A 13,736-nucleotide genomic window follows, 5' to 3' on the forward strand; every position below is an offset into this window, starting at 1 on the left:
ATGTCCAGCCTGCAATCTTCCGCCCTCGCCCGCGTCAAGCCCTCGGCCACCATCGCCGTGACCGCCCAGGCCCGGAAGCTTAAAGCCGAGGGCCGCGACGTGATCGGCCTCGGCGCCGGAGAGCCGGACTTCGACACGCCCGAGAATATCAAACAGGCCGCGATCGACGCGATCCATCGCGGCGAGACCAAATACACCGACGCCGACGGCATGCCCGAGCTGAAGAAGGCCATCGTGGCCAAGTTCGCGCGTGAGAACGGTCTGAACTATGACGTGTCGCAGATCCACGTCGCGCCGGGCGGCAAGCCGGTCATCTTCAACGCCCTGGTCGCCACCCTGAACCCCGGCGACGAGGTCATCGTGCCCGCCCCCTACTGGGTCTCCTACCCCGACATGGTCCTGCTGGCCGGCGGCGAGCCCGTCACCGTGGTCGGCGAGGAGAAGGACGGCTTCAAACTGCGTCCCGAGGTGCTGGAGGCCGCCATCACGCCCCGCACCAAGTGGCTGATCCTGAACAGCCCGTCCAACCCGACCGGCGCCGCCTACACCCAGGCGGAGCTGCTGGCCCTGGCCGACGTCCTGCGTCGCCACCCGCACGTCTGGGTGCTGACCGACGACATGTACGAGCACCTCGTCTATGGCGACTTCGACTACACCACTATCGCCCAGGTCGCGCCCGACCTGATCGATCGCACCCTGACGGTCAACGGCGTGTCCAAGGCCTATGCCATGACCGGCTGGCGCATCGGCTACGCCGGCGGGCCGAAGGCGCTGATCGACCTGATGCGCAAGGTGGCCAGCCAGACCACCTCCAACCCCACCAGCATCAGCCAGTGGGCGGCGGTCGAGGCCCTGAACGGAACCCAGGACTTCATCCCCGAGCGCAAGGCCGCCTTCGAGAAGCGTCGCGACCTGGTCGTCTCGATGCTGAACCAGGCGACCGGCCTCACCTGCGCTGTGCCGGAAGGCGCATTCTACGTCTATCCGTCCATCGCCGGCCTGATCGGCAAGACGACGGAATCGGGCGTGGTCATCGACGGCGACAGCACCTTCGCCGCCGAACTGCTGAACGCCGAGGGCGTCGCCGTGGTCCAGGGCGAGGCCTTCGGCCTGTCGCCCTATTTCCGCATCAGCTACGCCACCTCCGACGCCGTGCTGGAAGAAGCCTGCACCCGCATCCAGCGCTTCGCCGCCTCGCTGCGCTGACGATTCCGTTCCACTGCCCGTCACCCTCGGGCTCGTTCCGAGGGGTGACGGGCGAGAGGGTGGGAATCGCGTAGAGCGCGATCAGGTTCAGAACACCGTCACCTTCGCTGGGTTCGCCTGATCGCGCGTGCCCGCCGACGTCGCCATGCCGTTCTTGACCAGGGCGATCCCGACCGAGCCCTCGCCGCCGGTCTTGGTCAGGGAGCAGCGGCCGTTGTCGCCGGGCAGGCGGCCATGGCGGCTGCCTCGGCCATCCTGAGTCATGATGTTCATCCAGCGGTCCCGCTCATAGGGACTGACCCAGACCGTCACAGGGCGAAATCGACAGACCAGGGTCCAGGACGCGCCCTGGGGTGCGGCGACCGACCAGTGCAGTCCCTGATAGGCGTCCTTGCCAACATGGGTCTGGGCCTCGGCGCCCATGCCCAGGCCAAGCGCCAGAAACGCCGCCAGCACGAAACTTCGCCTCATCACGCCCTCCCCCGTTTCCGGGAGAGGATGCGATGATCAGGGCCGGCTGGCCATGCCCAGTTTGATCGGCTTGGCGTCGTCGGCCAGGGCGCCGCGCTTGACGCCCCACAGCAGGATGATCGGCGCGCCGACATAGATGGACGAATAGGTGCCGATGATGATGCCGAACATCAGGGCGATCGAGAAGCCGAACAGGGCCTCGCCGCCGAAGATCGCCAGGGCCGCCAGCACCATGACGGCGGTCACGCCGGTGATGATGGTCCGCGACAGGGTCTCGTTCAGAGACAGATCGATCACCTCACGCAATGGCATGGTCTTATACTTGCGCAGGTTCTCGCGAAGACGGTCGAACACCACCACGGTGTCGTTCATCGAATAGCCGATGACGGTCAGGATGGCGGCGACCATGTTCAGGCTGAACTCCAGCCGGAACAGCACGATCAGACCGAAGGTCAGCACCACGTCGTGCAGCAGGCCGATCACGGCGCCGAAGCCGAACTGCGGTTCGAACCGGAACCAGATGTAGAGGAACATCAGGCCGATGGCGACGCCCAGGGCCAGCAGGCCCGAGGTGAACAGCTCGCCCGAGACCTTGGAGCCGACGACGCTGACGCCCGAATACTGGACCTCGCCCACGGTCTGGCTGATTGCGGTCTCGACCTGGTTGACCACCTGGGTCTGGTCGCGGCCTTCCGGCACCTGGAAGCGTAGAATGGCGGTCGAGCCGTCATCCACATTGGTGTCGCGCCGGGCGATGCCCTGCACCTGGACGTCGCCCAGGTTCAGGCTGTTGACCGCCTCACGCACGCGGTCCAGCTCGATAGCCTGACCGGCCGGCTTGGACACCTCCATCGAGGCGCCGCCCCGGAAGTCGATGCCCATGTTCAGGCCGGGAACGAAGCACGCCACGATCGAGGCGACGCACAGAACCACCGACAGCACCGCGGCGAACCGGGCGTATTTGACGAAATGGAAATTCGTCTTCTGCGGCAGCAGTTTGATGAAGGGCCATCCACGCATCGCCATCACTCCGCGATCGGCAGTTTTTTGGGCTTGGCGGTCTTGAGCCAGTAGGCCAGCAGCACCTGGGCCACCAGAACCGACGAGAACACCGAGGTGAAGACGCCGATGCTCAGCGTCCAGGCGAAGCCGCGCACCGGACCGGCGCCGAAGACGAACATGATCGCCGCCGCCACCAGGGTGGTGACATTGGCGTCCAGGATCGTGCCCCAGGCCTTGGAGAAGCCGGCGTCCATGCTGGCGATCACGCTGCGGCCCGACCGAGCCTCGTCGCGCATCCGCTCATAGATCAGCACATTGGCGTCCACGGCCACGGCGAAGGTCAGGATCAGACCGGCGATGCCCGGCAGGGTCAGGGTCGCCTGGGTCAGCGACATGGCCGCCACGATCAGCACCCCGTTCAGCACCAGGCCGATGACCGACACGCCCCCGAACAGGAAGCCGTAGGCCAGGATCATGAAGACCACGATGATGGCGAAGCCGACGGCGGTCGACAGGGCGCCCGCCGCCACGGCGTCGGCGCCCAGTTCGGCGGTGACGGTCCGACGTTCCTCGACGTTCAGCGGCGCCGGCAGGGCGCCTCCGTTCAGCAGGTTCACCAGGGTCGCAGCCTCTTGAATCGAGAAGCTGCCGGTGATCTGGCCCGAACCGGTCGTGATTGCGCTCTGGATCGTCGGCGCCGAAATGACCTTGCCGTCCAGAATGATGGCGAAGGGTTTGCCAAGATTGGCGGCCGTCGCCTCGCCGAACCGGCGAGCGCCGGCGGCGTCGAAGCGGAAGTCGATGGCCGGGCGGCCGCTCTGGTCCGCACCGACCCCGGCGCGGGTCAGGTTCTCGCCCGAGACCAGGACGCGTTTCTTGACCAGGTAGGGCGTGCCCTGCTCGTCCACCAGCAATTCGGCGTCCGGCGGAACCCGTCCGGCCATGGCGTCCGTCACCGAATTCTCGCTGTCCACCATCTGGAAGGTCAGCTGCGCCGTCTGGCCGATGACCTCCTCCAGCTTGCGAGGATCGCTCTCGCCCGGCGCCTGGACCACGATCCGGTCGGCGCCCTGGCGGGTGATGGAGGGTTCACGCGTGCCCAGGCTGTCGATCCGGCGGCGCACCACCTCGATCGACTGGTCCACCGCCGTCGCTCCCATGCCGGCCAGGGCCGTGTCCGTATAGGCGAAGCGGATCCGGTCGCCGCCCACACGCGTCGCGGTACGCTCGACCTGACCCGAGGGGCCCGCGGCCCCGGCCAGCTGGCGCAGGGCCTCGAAGGCCGCCGTCTGCTGCCCCGGATTGGCCAGGGTCACGATCACCCCGCCCGCTTCGCGCTGGAAGCCGTTGGTGGCGATTCCCTCGCCGTTCAGCGTGACCCGTACATCCTCGATCAGGTTGGTGACGCGCTTTTCGCGCATCGCCGGCACATCGACTTCCAGCAGCAGATACGACCCGCCCTGCAGGTCGAGCCCGAGGTTCAGGGCGTTCTTCGGCAGCCAGCCGGGCAGCGCCTCCCGCTGGGCCGAGCTCAGCAGGTTGGGGAAGGCCAGCAGGCAGCCGAGGATCGCCGAGGCGACGACGAGGATGACTTTCCAGCGCGACAGCTGAATCATGAGGGCGGTCTCGGTTCAGCGATACGCGAAGTATCAGGCCTTGGAATCGTTGGCGGCGATGGCGGTGCGGTTGCGCACCTCAGCGATCATCGTTTTGACAACGCGCACATTGACGCTGGGCGCGATCTCGACATTGACCTCGGCCTCTTCGACGCGGGTCACCTTGCCGATCATGCCGCTGGACAGCACGACGGTGTCGCCGCGCTTCACGGCGCCGATGGCCGCCGCATGTTCCTTGGCCCGCTTCTGCTGCGGACGGATCAGCAGGAAGTAGAACAGGATGAAGATGGCGACGATCGGCAGGAACTGCATGATCACGGCCATCATGCCGCCGTCAGCTGGGGCGCCCATGGGTAGTCTCCGAACACAAGGGGGACAGCCCTCGCCGGCCCCCATTAAAACGAGGCGCGGAACCTAGGGCTCCGTCTCGCGGATTGCAACGCGGCTAAACGTTCAGCGTGGCAATACGGTCAGGGGATCGACCGCGACCGGGTCGTCGCCGCGCATCTGGCGGGTTTCGAAATGGATCGACGGGCGTCCGTCGCCGGCCGTCAGACCGACCGTGCCGATCTGCTGGCCCGCACGCACGTCGTCGCCGTCCTTGACCGTCGCCGAACCCAGATGGCCGTAAACCGTGCGCCAGCCGCCGTTGTGGACCACCAGCACCGTCAGCCCCTGCCCCACCAGATCGTCGCCGACATAGGCCACGCGTCCCCCGGCCGAGGCCACGACCGAGGCGCCGGCCGAGGCGCCGATGTTGATCCCGTTGTTGCGCTCGCCCATCCCGACCGGGCCGAACCGCCGCAGGATATCGCCACGCACCGGCCACAACAGGGCGATGGGACCGCCCGCAACGGGCGTCGCGGAAGGCGCGGCGCTGACCGGCGGGCGAGCCGCGCCCGCCGCCGGGGCCGTCGGACGGGTCTGGGCGGGCAGCGCGGCGTTGCCCGAAGGCGGAGGCGGAGGCGGCGGCGGGGCCATGCCGCTGTTCGGCACCAGAACTCCGGCCGGCGAAGGCCCGGTCGCATAGGGGTCGCGGCCTGTATCGACCGCCGCATCGGGAAGAATGATTCGTTGGCCCGTCGTGATCGCGCCGCGCGGCCCCAGGCCGTTCAGATCGATCAGGGTCTGAACCGGCGTCTGGAACCGCCGGCCGACGCCCGAGATGGTGTCGCCCGGCTGGATCTCATAGGCGGCGCCCGGCGTGACCACGCCCGAGGGGGTCGGCGACGCCGGATAGGAGGACGCGGGAGGAACATAGGTCGGCTGCGTCGGCGTCGCAGCGACCGGCGGCGGCAGATATCCCCCATCCACCTGGCCGACCGGCGCCGTCGCTTGCGGCTGCGGATAAGGCTGAGCCTGCGGAGAGGTCGGCTGACCATACGGACCTTGCTGCGCCGGCGGCGGATAGGCGCCCTGCCCGCCCACCGTCGGTCGCGTCGAATACTGCGGCTCGGACGGATAGGTCATACAGGCCGCCGCGCTCAGCGACGCCCCCGCGATTACAACCGCTCTGATCCAGCCCGATATCACCGCCACCGGCCGCTCCTTAGATGGTTAAACTGCCCGCCCGGTGTGCCCGCTCGCGCCGCTTAAGCCAAGCCCGCAATCATCGCCAAAGTTGGGCGGGAAGGTTAACGGCGAGACGGCGTGACTCGTGAGAGGTGAATCGTGAGGTGAATCGAGGGCGACATTCAGTCACGACTCACGATTCACCACTCACGCCCACCTACCCCTCCTTCGCCGTCCCCTCGACCAGGGGCACGAACCGCACCTCCGTCAGGCTCTCGCGCCGGAACGACCCGTCGCCCTGACCGACATAGCGGTGCAGCATCTGCACCGAGGTCCTGCCAACGGGCGCCACCAGAACACCGTTCGGCTTCAACTGTTTCAACAGTTCGGTCGGCTCGGCCGGAGACGCCGCCGTCACCATGATGCGATCGAAGGGCGCCTGTTCGATCCAGCCCAGGCCGCCGTCGCCATGCTTGGTGATGACATTGTCGATCTCCAGCGTCCGCAGCTTCGCCTCCGCCTCGACCAGCAGGCTGCGATACCGCTCCACCGAATAGACATAGCGGGCCAGCCGGCTCAGCACCGCGCACTGGTAGCCGCTGCCGGTGCCGATCTCCAGCACACGGTGGCGGGGCTGGACGTCCAGGGCCTGGGTCATCAGGCCGACGATATAGGGCTGGCTGATGGTCTGGGCGCAGTCGATGGGCAGGGCCTGGTCTTCCCAGGCCTGGTCCAGGAATTTCTCGTGCACGAAGACCGCGCGGTCGATGCTCTCCATCGCGGCCAGCACCCGGGGATCCGTCACCCCTTGCTGGCGCAGCGACAGGATCAGCCGTCCGGCGCGGTCGTCGTGCAGGTTCATTTTCCTCCCCCCCTGGGGGAGGGGGACCGCGACGCCCTTGCGTCGTGGTGGAGGGGGCGCGAGACAGCCGGCCTCATCACGCAGCGCGCTCCGTCTTCTTCGGCGGCGCCCCGCCCAGCACCTTCTTCAGGTCATGGACGCTGGCCATGTGGGTCAGGTCGATGTGCAGCGGCGTGACCGAGATCCGCCCCGCCTCGATGGCCCTCAGGTCGGTGCCCTCGGCATGTTCCTGTTTCTCGCCGCGGAAGCTCATCCAGTAATAATCCCGCCCGCGCAGGTCGGTGCGCCGCACCGCGTGCATCTCGCCCACGTCGCGGAACCCTTGCGTCGTCACCTCGATCTGCTCGACCCGTTCGGGCGGCAGGTTGGGGAAGTTCAGGTTCATCACCACCCCATTGGCCCATTTCTGGTCCAGCAGCTTGCTGATGATGGCCGGCGCGAACGCCTCGGCCGTTTCCCAGTGGGCCACCACCTCGTCGTGGAACCGCTCCAGGCTCTGGCTCAGGGCGATGGAGCGGATGCCGAAGGCCATGCCTTGCAGGGCGCCCGCCACCGTGCCCGAATAGCTGACGTCCTCGCCTATGTTATGCCCCCGGTTGACGCCGGACAGCACCAGGTCCGGCCGCTCCGGCATCAGGTCGTTGACCGCCAGGATGACGCAGTCGGTCGGCGTCCCCGTCACCGAGAACCGCCGCTCGCCGTGCCTGTGCACCCGCAGCGGCTCGCTCAGGGTGATCCCCCGGCCCTTGGCCGACTGTTCGACGGCGGGTGCGCACACCCAGATGTCGTCGCTCAGCGTCCGCGCGATCCGCTCAAGGGATTCAAGACCTTCCGCCTCGATCCCGTCGTCGTTTGTCAGGAGGATTCTCATGCCATCTCCCCCCGTTGGGGGGAGACAGGCGCGCGACGCGCGCCAGAGGGGGGCAAGGCGGAACCGTCACGGGGGCCGCAGGCCCCCTCCACCGCTTCGCGGTCCCCCTCCCCCAAGGGGGGAGGATTAAACGCCCACATGGGTCAAACCTCCCATATAGGGCTGCAACACCTTCGGCACCGCGATCCGCCCATCCTCCTGCTGATAGTTCTCCATGATCGCCACCAGGGTCCGCCCGACCGCCAGCCCCGACCCGTTCAGCGTATGGACGAACTCGGTCTTCTTCTCGCCGGCCCGCTTGAACCGCGCATCCATGCGCCGGGCCTGGAAGTCGCCGCAGTTCGAGCAGGAGCTGATCTCGCGATAGGTGTTCTGGCTGGGCAGCCAGACCTCCAGGTCGAACGTCTTCTGGGCCGAGAAGCCCATGTCGCCCTTGCACAGCAGCATCCGCCGGAACGGCAGCTCCAGCGCCTTCAGCACCGCCTCGGCGCAGGCCGTCATCCGCTCGTGCTCGGCGTCGGAGTCTTCCGGCCGCGCGATCGACACCATCTCGACCTTGGAGAACTGGTGCTGGCGGATCAGGCCGCGCGTATCCCGCCCCGCCGACCCGGCTTCAGCGCGGAAACAGGGCGTCAGCGCCGTCATCCGCATCGGCGTGGCGAGGTCGTCCTCGGACAGGATGGTCTCGCGGATCAGATTGGTCAGGGAGACTTCGGCGGTGGGGATGAGGAAGTGACGAGTTTCGACAGCTCGCCACGCTTCGCCGGCCACTTCTCCCAAACGCTTCACCAAGTCCTCAGGCGGGTTCGTCCAACCGTCAGAGAATTCCCAAGACGATTCGAGCCACGCAGTGTTGATGAGGTTCATGTGCGCGATTTGGTAGTCGTCGAAATCAACGTGTGAGGCTTTGAACAGATCTTCCTCGAACTTCGGCAACTGCCCGGTCCCAAACATCGCCTCATCCCGCACCAGCAGCGGCGGGTTCACTTCCAGATAGCCGTGCTGATCCGTCTGCAAATCCAGCATGAACTGCCCCACGGCCCGTTCCAGCCGCGCCAGCTGCCCCTTCAACACCGCGAACCGGGCGCCCGACATCCTGGCCGCCGCCTCGAAGTCCAGCATCCCCAGGGCCTCGCCCAGATCGGCGTGATCCTTGGCCGGGCCGCCTTCACGCGGGGTTCCCCAGCGCGAGACCTCGAGATTGCCCGCCTCGTCCTCGCCGTCCGGCACATCCTCGGCCGCCAGGTTCTTCTGCGCCGCCAGCAGGTCGCGCAGTTCCTTGCCGACGCGCGCCTCGACCTCGGCCGCCGCCGCGATGTCGCCCTTCAGCGCCTCGACCTCGGCCTTCAGCCGGTCGGCTTCGGCCATGTCCTTCTTGCCCATGGCGGCGCCGATCAGCTTGGAGGCGGCGTTGCGCTTGGCCAGGGCGTCCTGGCCCGTGGTCTGGGCGTGGCGCAGTTCGGCGTCCAGCCGCAGGATGTCCGCCACCAGCCCGTCGGCCTCGTCCACCCCGCGCGACGACCAGCCCGCGACGTAAACCTGGGGGTTCTCGCGAATGGCTCGGATATCGTGCATGGTCTGAAACTTCGGCTGGGCGGGAGAAGCCGAACGCTCTACCCGCCCGCGCGGAGTCGGGCAACGGCAGGAAGCCGCCGGACCTCGCTTAAGCCTTTTGCGCGACCCGCGACGACGGCGTCGGTCTGAACCCCCGGCTCGATTCCTGCACCGGCTTGCCCCCATCGGACTGTTTTCGCCAAAGTCCGACATCGCCGGCTTGACGCCCCCGCCGCTGCGGCGGACTGTCGCAACCTCCCCAAGCGGCATGAGACCTCGTCAATGATCCGATCCCGCCTGAGCGCCGCCGGCCTCGCCCTTCTGCTGGTCTCGGCCGCGCCCGCCGCCCTGGCGCAGCAGGCTTCGACCTATCCGTCCGCCCTGCCCGCGCCCCAGCCGCCGATCCCCGAGGCGCGGGACGTCGCCTATCCGGGCGTGATCGCCCTGGATATCGACGCCACCAACCTGGCCCAGCACGTCTTCGGCGTCACAGAGACCATCACGGTGGCCCAGGCGGGGCCGATGACCCTGTTCTTCCCCGAATGGCTGCCGGGCAACCACGGCCCCGTGGGGCCCATCGTGCAGTTGGCGGGGATCGAGATCACGGCGAATGGTCAGCGCGTGGAATGGGTGCGCGACACCCTGTCCCCCTTCGCCTACCACATCACCGTTCCGGCCGGCGCGACCGAGCTGAAGATCAGGATGCAGCACCTGTCGCCCACCACCGGCAACCAAGGCCGGGTGACGATGACGCCCGAGATGCTGAACATCCAGTGGGAAAAGATGCTGCTCTATCCCGCCGGCCACTGGTCGCGGAACATCATGGTCCAGCCGACGGTCAAGTTCCCCACGGGCTGGCGTTTCGGCACGGCGCTGGAGCCGCAGACCAAGGACGGCGACCTCCAGACCTTCAAGCCGGTCAATTTGGAGGTCCTGGTCGATAGCCCCGTCTTCGCCGGCGTCCACTATCGCCAGATCGATCTCGATCCCGGCGGCCGCTCTCCGGTCCGCGCCAACATCGTCGCAGACGAGGCCAAGAGCCTGGAAGCCACGGTCGAGCAGATCCAGATTCTGCGCAATCTGGTCGTTCAGATGGACCGCCTGTACGGCGCCCGCCATTTCGACCACTACGACTTCCTGATCTCCATGAGCGACAAGCTGGGCGGCATTGGTCTGGAGCATCACCGCAGTTCGGAGAATGCGGTCGATCCGGAATTCTTCACCGGCTGGGACACGCATCTGGGCGACCGCGACCTGCTCAGCCACGAGATGAACCACTCGTGGGACGGCAAATGGCGTCGCCCCGCCGACCAGTACGTCCCGAACTTCAACAGCCCGATGCAGAACAGTCTGCTATGGGTCTATGAAGGCCAGACCCAGTATTACGGGCAGGTGATCGCCGCCCGCTCGGGCCTGCTGACCAGGGACCAGGCGATGGAGTCCCTGGCCCTGACGGCCGCGACCTATGACGCCCGCGTCGGCCGTCAGTGGCGCGCGCTTCAGGACACGACCAACGACCCGATCATCAGCCAGCGCCGGCCCAAGGGCTGGCTGTCCTGGCAGCGGAACGAGGACTATTATTCGGAAGGCCAGCTGATCTGGCTCGACGTCGACACGACGATCCGGGAGAAGACGAACGGCCGCAAGTCGCTGGATGATTTCGCCAAGGCCTTCTACGGCGTCCAGGACGGCAGTTTCGAACCCGCACCCTATACCTTCGAGGACGTGGTGGCGGCCCTGAACGGCGTCGTGGCCAACGACTGGGCGACCTTCCTGCGCACCCGCCTCGACGCCACCGGCCCGGACGCCCATGCGCCTCTGGACGGCCTGACGCGCGGCGGCTGGCGGCTGGTCTATACCGAGACCCCGACCGCCTATCAGAAGACCCTGTACGGGGAGTTCAAACGCAACGACTTCACCTATTCGCTAGGCTTCCAGACGGGCGAGAACAACGCCATCGGCAGCGTTCAGTGGGGCAGCCCCGCCTTCGACGCCGGCCTGGCGCCGGGCATGGAGATCGTCGCCGTCAACGGCCAGGCCTCCAACCCTGACCGCATCGCCGCCGCCGTCACCGCCGCCAAGGATCCGGCCGTGTCCGTGACCCTGATCGTCAAGGACGGCGACCAGTACAAGACCGTCGCCCTGCCCTACCACGACGGCCTGCGCTACCCGCGCCTGGAGCGGATCGAGGGAACCCCCGACCGCCTGGGCGACATCCTGACGCCCCGCAAGCGCTGAACCCAACTCACCTCCCCGTCGGCGAAGGCCGACGGGGAGGTGAGGCGGAAGCGTCAGCGAACGCCAGGAGGGGGCGACTCGGTATCAGACGCTCTTGGGGTCATCCCTACTTTCGGAGTCGCCCCCTCCTGATCGCTGGCGCGATCTGTCCTCCCCGCGCGCCTTCGCGCGCGGGGAGGTGACCATCTGTCCCTTGACGCCTCTCCCCCGCTCCCCGACGGTGCAGGCCTGCCCTCCCGTTCGGATGATCTGATGCCGCGTACCCGCCTGACCGCCGCCGCCTGCCTCGCCGCCTTGATGACCGCCGCCCCGGCCCTGGCCCAGGACTTCCAGTCCACGCCGGTGGTCACTGACCCGACCCAGGCCGCCCTGGCCCTGCCCCGGTCTCAGCCGGCCATCCCCGCCCCAGCCGACACCCCCTATCCTGGCGTCATCCAGTACCGGGCCGACATCACCGACCTCGACCGCCGCATCATCCGCGTCAGCCAGACCATACCCGTCGCCGGCCCCGGTCCCCTGACCCTGCTCTATCCGAAATACCTGCCGGGCAACCACGCCGACACCGGCCCGATCCAGCTGCTGGCCGGCCTCACGGTCACGGCGAACGGACAGCGGATCGAGTGGCTGCGCGACACCCTCGAGCCCTACGCCTTCCATCTCGACATCCCCGCCGGCGTGACCAGCATCGACGTCGCCTTCCAGCAGCTGACCCAGCCGGACAGTTCCAACTGGCGCGTCCTGATGACCCCGGCCATGGTCAATCTGCAGTGGGAGAAGGCCATCCTCTATCCGGCCGGCTACTACAGCCGCCAGATCCCGGTCGCCGCCTCCGTTGCCCTGCCCTCTGGCTGGAAGTACGGCACGGCCCTGACCACGGCGTCCCGGAACGGCGACGTCGCCGCCTTCGAGACGACCGACCTCTACACCCTGATCGACAGTCCGATGTTCGCCGGCGCCCACTACCGCCGCGTGGACATCGACCCCACCGGCGACCGGGTTCACCTGAACCTGCTGGCCGACGAGGAGAAGGGCCTCGCCGCCACCGATGAGCAGCTGAAGCTCTACGAGAACATGGTCCAGCAGGCCGACCGCCTGTTCGGCGCCCGCCACTTCGACAACTATGAGTTCCTGTTCGCCCTGACCGACCAGATGGGCGGCATCGGCCTTGAGCATCACCGCAGTTCAGAGAATACCGGCAAGCCTGAGTTCTTCACCGACTGGGCCAAGAGCGCCGGCGACCGGGGCCTGCTGCCGCACGAGTACACCCACTCCTGGAACGGCAAGTTCATGCGCCCGGCGGACGAACTGACCGCCAACCACAACGTCCCGACCCAGAACACCCTGCTGTGGGTCTATGAGGGCCAGACCGAATACTGGGGGGACGTCCTGGCCGCCCGCGCCGGCCTGCACTCCAAGCCCGTCGCCCTGGCCACCCTGGCCAATGTCGCCGCCTTCTACGACAACCAGCCGGGCCGTCAGTGGCGCGCGCTGCAGGACACCAACAACCACAACCTCCTCGGCTACCGCGTCCCCGGCCAGTACCCCTCGTGGATGCGCGGCACGGGCGACTATTACCGGGAAAGCCTGCTGGTCTGGCTGGACGCCGACACCCTGATCCGGGCCGAGACCAATGGCCGCAAGTCCCTCGACGACTTCGCCAAGGGCTTCTTCGGCCATGACGACGGCTCCTGGGCGCCCCAGGGCTATACCTTCGATCAGGTCGTCGCCGCCCTGAACGCCGTCCACCCGCATGACTGGGCGACCTTCCTGCGCGACCGGCTCGACGCCGTCGGCCCCGACGCCCGCGCCCCCCTGGCGGGGATCGAGCGCGGCGGCTGGCGCCTGATCTATACGGACACCCCCACCGCCGACGAGAAGGCCGTCAACACCGGCTGGGCCAACGATTTCCAGTATTCGCTGGGCTTCACCCTGGCCGGCGACAAGATCGCCAACGTCCGCTGGGGCGGTCCCGCCTTCGAGCAGAGCATCGGCGCGGGCTGGAGCCTGGTCGCCGTCAACGGCAAGGCCGGTTCGGCCGAGGTGCTGCGCAACGCCGTCACCGCCGCCAAGGGGACCGACGCCCCGCTCGAACTGCTGATCAAGTCCGGCGACCGCTTCCGCACCGTCGCCTTCGACTACCGCGACGGCCTGCGCTATCCGCGCCTGGAACGGATCGAGGGCACACCGGACCGCCTGTCGGACATCCTCGCTCCGCGTCGGCGCTAGACGGGACACCTCCCCGTCGGCGAAGGCCGGCGGGGAGGACAGGCGGGAGCGTCAGCGAGCGCCAGGAGGGGGCGACTCGGTGGCTGAAGCTCTTGGGGTCATCCCCACTGTCGGAGTCGCCCCCTCCTGATCGCTACCGCGATCTGTCCTCCCCACGCGCCTTCGCGCGCGGAGAGGT

Annotated in this window: 11 protein-coding genes; 3 read left to right on the top strand and 8 right to left on the bottom strand. The window is 67.7% G+C overall.

What is annotated here, in order from left to right; genetic code table 11:
- Complete coding sequence (locus GYM46_RS00005) at window positions 1-1,206, top strand: pyridoxal phosphate-dependent aminotransferase (RefSeq protein WP_008263621.1); 1,206 nt, start codon at window positions 1-3, stop codon at window positions 1,204-1,206.
- Between the two features lie 87 nt (window positions 1,207-1,293).
- Here GYM46_RS00005 and GYM46_RS00010 read toward each other — a convergent pair whose 3' ends face one another.
- The 8 genes from GYM46_RS00010 to serS all read right to left on the bottom strand — a co-directional run bounded on the left by GYM46_RS00010 (window position 1,294) and on the right by serS (window position 9,115).
- Window positions 1,294-1,677 carry a hypothetical protein gene (locus tag GYM46_RS00010; protein WP_008261029.1) on the bottom strand — a complete coding sequence of 128 codons (384 nt, stop codon included), beginning with the start codon at window positions 1,675-1,677 and terminating at the stop codon, window positions 1,294-1,296.
- Window positions 1,678-1,713: 36 nt separating this feature from the next.
- Window positions 1,714-2,703, bottom strand: a complete 990-nt coding sequence (gene secF, locus GYM46_RS00015) for a protein translocase subunit SecF (RefSeq protein WP_008261126.1) — start codon at window positions 2,701-2,703, stop codon at window positions 1,714-1,716.
- Window positions 2,703-4,295 (bottom strand): protein translocase subunit SecD, encoded by a 1,593-nt coding sequence (gene secD / locus GYM46_RS00020; RefSeq protein ID WP_008259662.1) that lies wholly within the window; start codon window positions 4,293-4,295, stop codon window positions 2,703-2,705. The genes secF and secD overlap by 1 nt, the downstream gene beginning before the upstream one ends.
- A gap of 33 nt (window positions 4,296-4,328) precedes the next feature.
- Complete coding sequence (gene yajC / locus GYM46_RS00025) at window positions 4,329-4,646, bottom strand: preprotein translocase subunit YajC (protein ID WP_008262385.1); 318 nt, start codon at window positions 4,644-4,646, stop codon at window positions 4,329-4,331.
- Window positions 4,647-4,748: 102 nt separating this feature from the next.
- Window positions 4,749-5,834 (bottom strand): peptidoglycan DD-metalloendopeptidase family protein, encoded by a 1,086-nt coding sequence (locus tag GYM46_RS00030; RefSeq protein WP_232216228.1) that lies wholly within the window; start codon window positions 5,832-5,834, stop codon window positions 4,749-4,751.
- Window positions 5,835-6,024: 190 nt separating this feature from the next.
- Window positions 6,025-6,669, bottom strand: coding sequence for a protein-L-isoaspartate(D-aspartate) O-methyltransferase (locus GYM46_RS00035; RefSeq protein ID WP_008264048.1), 645 nt, complete (start codon window positions 6,667-6,669; stop codon window positions 6,025-6,027).
- Between the two features lie 76 nt (window positions 6,670-6,745).
- On the bottom strand, window positions 6,746-7,540 hold the full coding sequence (gene surE, locus GYM46_RS00040) for a 5'/3'-nucleotidase SurE (RefSeq protein WP_008261109.1): 795 nt from the start codon (window positions 7,538-7,540) through the stop codon (window positions 6,746-6,748).
- A 126-nt stretch (window positions 7,541-7,666) separates the two neighbouring features.
- A complete protein-coding gene (serS, locus tag GYM46_RS00045) occupies window positions 7,667-9,115 on the bottom strand; it encodes a serine--tRNA ligase (RefSeq protein WP_008264062.1) in 1,449 nt (482 codons plus the stop codon).
- A 261-nt stretch (window positions 9,116-9,376) separates the two neighbouring features.
- On the opposite strand from serS, the gene GYM46_RS00050 reads away from it, so the two are divergent.
- The gene (locus GYM46_RS00050) at window positions 9,377-11,332 is read left to right on the top strand and encodes a M61 family metallopeptidase (RefSeq protein WP_008259639.1); all 1,956 of its coding nucleotides are present in this window, start codon (window positions 9,377-9,379) and stop codon (window positions 11,330-11,332) included.
- A gap of 252 nt (window positions 11,333-11,584) precedes the next feature.
- On the top strand, window positions 11,585-13,558 hold the full coding sequence (locus tag GYM46_RS00055; protein WP_008258818.1) for a M61 family metallopeptidase: 1,974 nt from the start codon (window positions 11,585-11,587) through the stop codon (window positions 13,556-13,558).
- The last annotated feature ends 178 nt before the right edge of the window (window positions 13,559-13,736 follow it).

Origin of the sequence: Brevundimonas mediterranea (assembly GCF_011064825.1) — a bacterium.
GTDB classification, from domain to species: Bacteria; Pseudomonadota; Alphaproteobacteria; order Caulobacterales; family Caulobacteraceae; genus Brevundimonas; species Brevundimonas mediterranea_A.